We start from the raw sequence: 6,197 nt of genomic DNA, 5'->3' as shown, positions 1-6,197 counted from the left end.
GACTTACATGTTTCTTAGTTTTCAATATTATTAATTACAATCTGTCCTGACATTCCAATAATTATTTTATTTCTAGGAATATCAGGTTAACTTTCTTGATTACACGCCAAACGAAAGTATAATCATTATGAAAGTTGCATCTAATCTATTGGAGCATTTGAAGTCGATCTCTGTATCCTTTCTGCTGCTTATACTTTTTGCCGTTTCAGCCTGTACAACAGAAAAGGATAAACCCTTTCTTATGGGCACAGGTTTCGGCATTAACAACGCTACCCTAATTGTTGATGATCTCAAATCCGCAAGTGCTTATTATAAAGATACCTTGGGTTTTGATGTGCCTGATGAGACTCAAAACTCAGCCTATGCAGGATCAAAGTCCTTTTACATTTCATTTCCAGATTTGTCGGCTTTAGAAATACTAGCGCTTGATGATTCTATCGCTGATGACGTTAAGCCTCAGTTTATCTCTTCCTTCCTGAAAAACAATGAAGGCATTAGAATGTATTCATTATCCAGCTCGTCTGCAGATTCTTCGTCAGCTTGGCTAGCCTCAAAGGGCTTCCAAATGGACTCGATAAAGTCCTACCGTACTTCATCAGAAACTCCTGATGGCTGGTCATGGGATAATGGTGAGCCCGATGAGCGCAGGGTTGATTTTGCAAGCTTAAATCAATCAGGCAATATGCCCGGCTTTGTAGAGTACATTGATTTCGACTACCCAGGCACAATGAAACAATGGAAAACTTACTACAGCTATGGAAGACGATATGACGATCATCCCAATGGTGTTGTAGGCACTGCCGCCATTATCATTGCAGTTGATGACCTTGATGCTGCCCGCCAAGAATTTACAAAAATGGGATTTAATGAATTGGAGCCTGATAAATCAAAAACTCTCGTTCGTTTTAAATTAATCCGTAATCAGGAAATACACTTAGTAGCCCCGACTGCTACAGATGATGATATTTCTGAATTTTTAAAGACGAATGGAAGCGGTGTTTTTGCGCTGCGATTTGAGGTTGAGGATATCAATGAGACCCATAACTATCTGCAAGAGCGATTGCCGGAAGAGGCTTTAATATTAACAGATTCGGCTCAGCGTTTGGTTGTTTTTAAAGATTATGCTCGTGGTGTTCAGCTAGAGTTTGTTCAGGAACCTCAAGAGCAAGGGGCTATGGCGTTAATGCTGAGACCCAATGACAAACTTGATAGCACAGCTATCTTGCATGCTTCTGAATTGTACACGAAGTATTGCGCACTTTGTCATGGTGATGATCGTCAGGGCTATGGAGCCGATAATGCACCCTCACTCCGCTCCCACTCATTGCTAGCTACCAGTCAGGGTACTAATTTTATGCGTTACACCATCCAATATGGCCGGGCTAACACCGCTATGGCTGGCTATAGGGATTTGCAAGGTGGCCCGTTGGAGTATATCGAAATTGAATTGCTCCTAAAATGGCTGGAAGAGACTGCTGGCGTTGAAAAAGCTATTGAATTATCCAGAGAGCCAATAAAAGGCGATGCTGAGCTAGGCCAAAAATTATATGACACCAACTGTGCTGTATGCCACGGAAAAGATGGCGAAGGCATTACTGCAACGGCTTTGGGTAACCCAATGCTACTGGCAACGGCCACCGATCATTTCCTTCGCTATGCCATTGCTGAAGGACGAGATGGCACTCCTATGATAGCATTCAAAGACAGTTTGGACAGTGATGAACTAGATGCATTGACAGCCTTTCTTCGGAGCCGTGCGTCAGGCTGGGATGTTCCTAAAAAGGATACGGTGTCAATACCAAAACCTGAAAATTATGTGCTGAATCCAAATAATAAAGCGCCAAATTTTACACTCAAGGAAGGCAAGTATTTATCTGCAGAGCAGCTGATAAAAGCAATGCGAGATAGCTCACGTTTGGTATTGCTGGATGCCCGATCTGAAGTAGCTTGGCGCCAGATGCATATTCCAGGTGCTATACCTGTACCTTATTATGAAGAGCCAGAGAACTTTGTAAAAGATATCCCTAATGACAGTACATGGGTAGTAGCTTATTGCGCTTGTCCACATGCCGCTTCTGAAAGAGTAATGAATACCCTGAGAAGAAATGGCTTTAAAAATACTGCTGTTCTTGATGAAGGCATATTGGTTTGGGCACAATTGGGACATCCAGTACGGAATGGAAATTAGATTTATTCATCCGATGACTTACTTCACCTCCCCTCCAAATGGGGAATATCACCTTGAGGGAATTATAGGGTGTTTTAAATAAGTACAATAAATCAAATAAAACCGTCATTCAGAGGCTCTTTGGGCTGTTTGTGGGATGGCAGCCGTGGAATCTCTTTGAATTAGGAGATCCTCACGTCCTCTTTTGCCAAAATCTTAATGGAAAGAGGACTCAGGATGACGAAAAACGGTTTTTATTGGATTTATAACTCCGCTCGCTCGTTTTTTTAACGAGTGCATTCAGTTCCGTTCTTTTAAGTCTTCCCGTTGCAGCTGGACTCGTTGAAGAGGCTGAGCATTATAAATATTCAAGCGTTATTGATTTTACTGGTCAAAGAGTACTGTTAAAAATAACTTAATTGGTTCAAACTTAAAGTGTCTGAAGCCACTTGAAACAACTCACAAGCAGATCCATTCATCCGATGACTATCTTCATAGTGCAGAAAGTCATCGGATGAGTTAACAGCTAGACTTTCAACCAAAACCGTTAACATAATATAATGTGCAATAGCTACTGACTTTGATTAATTTCCGATTACAATCAAATTCAGAATTTATGCATCGTTCTATCCTACTCATTCTTCTATTTTCGGTCGCTTTATTATCCACTACCGAAGCACAACGCAAGAGCAAATCATCAGCCCAGTCTATCAGTTATGACCAGTCCTTATATGAAGGAATGAAATGGCGCTCAATAGGCCCCTATCGTGGTGGCCGGGCCGGAACTGCTACTGGTGTGGTTGGCAACAACAACCTTTACTACATGGGCACCGCTGGTGGCGGTGTCTGGCGCACAACTGACGGTGGCTCTACCTGGGAGTGCATATCTGACGGTTATTTTGGCGGCTCAATCGGTGCTGTGGCAGTGGCTGAGTCTGACCCTAATGTGATTTACGTAGGTGAAGGCGAGCAGACATTAAGAGGGAATGTGTCAAGCGGCCGTGGTGTGTGGAAATCTACCGATGCCGGAAAATCCTGGACATTCATTGGCCTAAAAGGGACAGAGCATATTTCCAGAATAAGAATCCACCCTACCAATCCTGACATTGTTTATGTTGCTGCCATTGGCAACTTATGGAAAGACAATAGTGAGCGTGGTGTTTACCGCAGTATGGATGGTGGTAAAAGTTGGGAGCGCATTCTCTATGTAAGCGATAAAGCTGGCGCTGGAGATTTGATCCTCGACCCTAACAACCCTAGAATAATGTATGCCGCCACATGGCAAATGAAAAGAAATGGCTACAGAATGGATAGTGGTGGTCCTGACAGCAAGATTTTTAAAAGTACAGACAGCGGTGATAGCTGGGCTGAAATCAAAGAAAACGGACTACCAAAAGGGCCATGGGGAATTGTTGGCTTGGCTGTGTCACCAGTAAATTCAGAGCGTGTATGGGCGATCATAGAAGCCAAAGATGGCGGTCTTTTCAGGTCTGATGATGCAGGTAAAACCTGGATAAAAACAAGTGCTAATCGTGCCTTACGCTCAAGGGCATGGTATTACAGCCGTATAGCCGCTGACACCCAGAATGAGGACATGATATATGTGATGAACGTAAGCTATGGTGTGTCCAAAGACGGTGGCAAAACTTTTGAACTTAAAAATGCACCACATGGCGATCATCATGATTTGTGGATTGATCCAAACAACAATCAGCGAATGGTCATAGCAGATGATGGTGGTGCTCAAATATCTACTGATGGAGGAAATAACTGGACCACTTATCACAACCAGCCTACAGCGCAGTTTTACCGTGTTGCTACTGACAATAGCTTCCCATACCGGATATATGGAGCTCAGCAGGACAATTCGGCTATAAGAATAGCAAGCAGAAATGCTGGAAACGCCATTACTGAAAGTGACTGGGAATCCACAGCTGGTGGTGAAAGCGCTCATCTGGCCCCAGACCCAAAGAATAATGACATTGTATACGGTGGTACTTACAAAGGCTATATGATGCGTATGGACCACTCAATAGACCAGGAAAGGTCAACCAATGTTTGGCCTGATAATCCTGCTGGTTCTGGTGTTGAAGTGATGAAATATCGTTTCAATTGGAATTATCCAGTCTTCTTTAGCCTTCATGACAAGAACAAATTGTATGCTGGTAGCAACTACCTGCATGTTACCACTAATGAGGGTCAGTCGTGGGAAGTGATTTCACCAGATCTTACCAGAAATGAACCAGAGACCTTACTTTCTTCAGGTGGACCTATCACACAGGACAATACAGGAGTAGAATTCTACGGAACCATTTTTGCCACTGCTGAATCGGCACAAGAAGAAGGAGTTCTTTGGGTAGGATCTGATGATGGACTGGTACATGTTACTAGAGACGGTGGTAAAACATGGAAAAATGTAACTCCTCCAGGCTCCCCTAAATACAATATGATGAATTGCATTGATGTAAATCCACATGTTAAAGGTGGAGCTTACCTAGCTGCCACCAGCTATAAATTTGGTGACTACACCCCTTACCTCTATAAAACTACCGACTATGGAGAAACATGGACTAAGATCACCAGTGGCATCGATAATAGTCATTATACACGAGCCATCAGAGCTGATAAGGTAAAACCGGGTTTGCTTTATGCTGGTACCGAATGGGGCATGTATGTTTCTTTCAATGACGGTATCAACTGGCAGCCTTTTCAGCTGAATTTGCCTATTGTAGCCATCAGAGACTTACAAGTACGGGACAATGATTTGATTGCAGCCACTCATGGTAGAAGTTTTTGGATCATTGATGACCTGACGCCACTGCACCAACTTAATGACGAGGTAGCCGCCAGTAATTTTTATTTGTTTAAACCAGATGACAGCTATAGAATAAATCAGGGAGGCTGGGGTGAGCCAAATACCAAGCTGGTAGGTGAAAATCATCCCGATGGAGTGATGGTGCATTATTATCTCAAGGATTTAGCGGATAAAGATTCTGTAAGCATTAAAATTTTAGATGGCAGCGGTGAGCTCATATCTACCTTTTCAAATCACTCCAAAGACAAAAAGCTGGCTATTAAGCCTGAAAAGGGAGGAAATAGAATGGTTTGGGATATGCGCTATCCAGGCTTCAAAGAGTTTAAAGGTATGATTTTATATTCATCGCCAAACAGGGGGCCAAAAGCTATGCCGGGTAACTATACTGTACAATTAACAGTAAATGGAAAGACCATGGAGCAACCTTTCACCATACAGAAAGACCCAAGGCTTCCCAACACTATGGAGGATTATAAAAAACAGTTTGAGTTCTTAATGAAAGTAAGAGATAAAGTAAGTGAAGGGCATCAGGCCATCATAGACATAAGAAAAACCAAGGAAGACATTAACTACTTACGTGAAAAGATAAAAGGACAATCAGAGTTTGATCAGATAAAAAACATGGCAGATGAGCTTTATAAAGAGTTGGATGTTATTGAAAACAACATCCACATGACTAAAAATGAAGCTTATCAAGATCCGCTTAATTTTGGTATTCGTATCAATAACCGATTGGCCTTCTTAATGGCTGACCAGCAGCGTGGTGACTATCCACCCACTGACCAGGCCGAAGAAGTAAGAAAACAAGTAACCAGTGAAATGGATAAGGAACTCAAAGACTTAGATAAGGTTTATAAGGAAAAGCTAAATCAATTAAATAAGGCTGTTCAAGACAAAGGTCTTAAGTTATTGGAAGGACCAGCGCCAGAGGTGAATCAATAGTAGAGTATTCTCCTAGCCCCCTTCAAAGGGGGCTTTTAAGAAAGAAACATTATAGTTAATATATTGATTTGAATAAGAATTTTAAGTGAAAGTAAGCTACACCAATTGGACAAATAGGGACATATTCCTTATTTTATTTGCCCTATCGTGCCTTTTTATTGGATATTATTACAATCAAGGGCTAACAGAGGCTGTGGTGATAGTGACTCTGGTAATATTATTTCCATTATCTGTTGGTCTTCCAACATTACTTAGGAATGTAATGAACAAAAG

General features: G+C 42.0%; 2 protein-coding genes. Both read left to right on the top strand.

Translation table 11 applies throughout. The features are described 5' to 3' along the window. The first annotated feature begins 127 nt into the window (after positions 1 to 127). Positions 128 to 2,188, top strand: coding sequence for a c-type cytochrome (locus RIB54_RS12845; protein WP_350101284.1), 2,061 nt, complete (start codon positions 128 to 130; stop codon positions 2,186 to 2,188). Positions 2,189 to 2,783: 595 nt separating this feature from the next. Beyond that, positions 2,784 to 5,924 carry a WD40/YVTN/BNR-like repeat-containing protein gene (locus RIB54_RS12840; RefSeq protein WP_350101283.1) on the top strand — a complete coding sequence of 1,047 codons (3,141 nt, stop codon included), beginning with the start codon at positions 2,784 to 2,786 and terminating at the stop codon, positions 5,922 to 5,924. Positions 5,925 to 6,197 lie beyond the last annotated feature (273 nt).

Source organism: Fulvivirga sp. (assembly GCF_040218215.1).
Taxonomy (GTDB): domain Bacteria; phylum Bacteroidota; class Bacteroidia; order Cytophagales; family Cyclobacteriaceae; genus Fulvivirga.
This window is presented reverse-complemented; position numbering and strand designations above follow the sequence as displayed.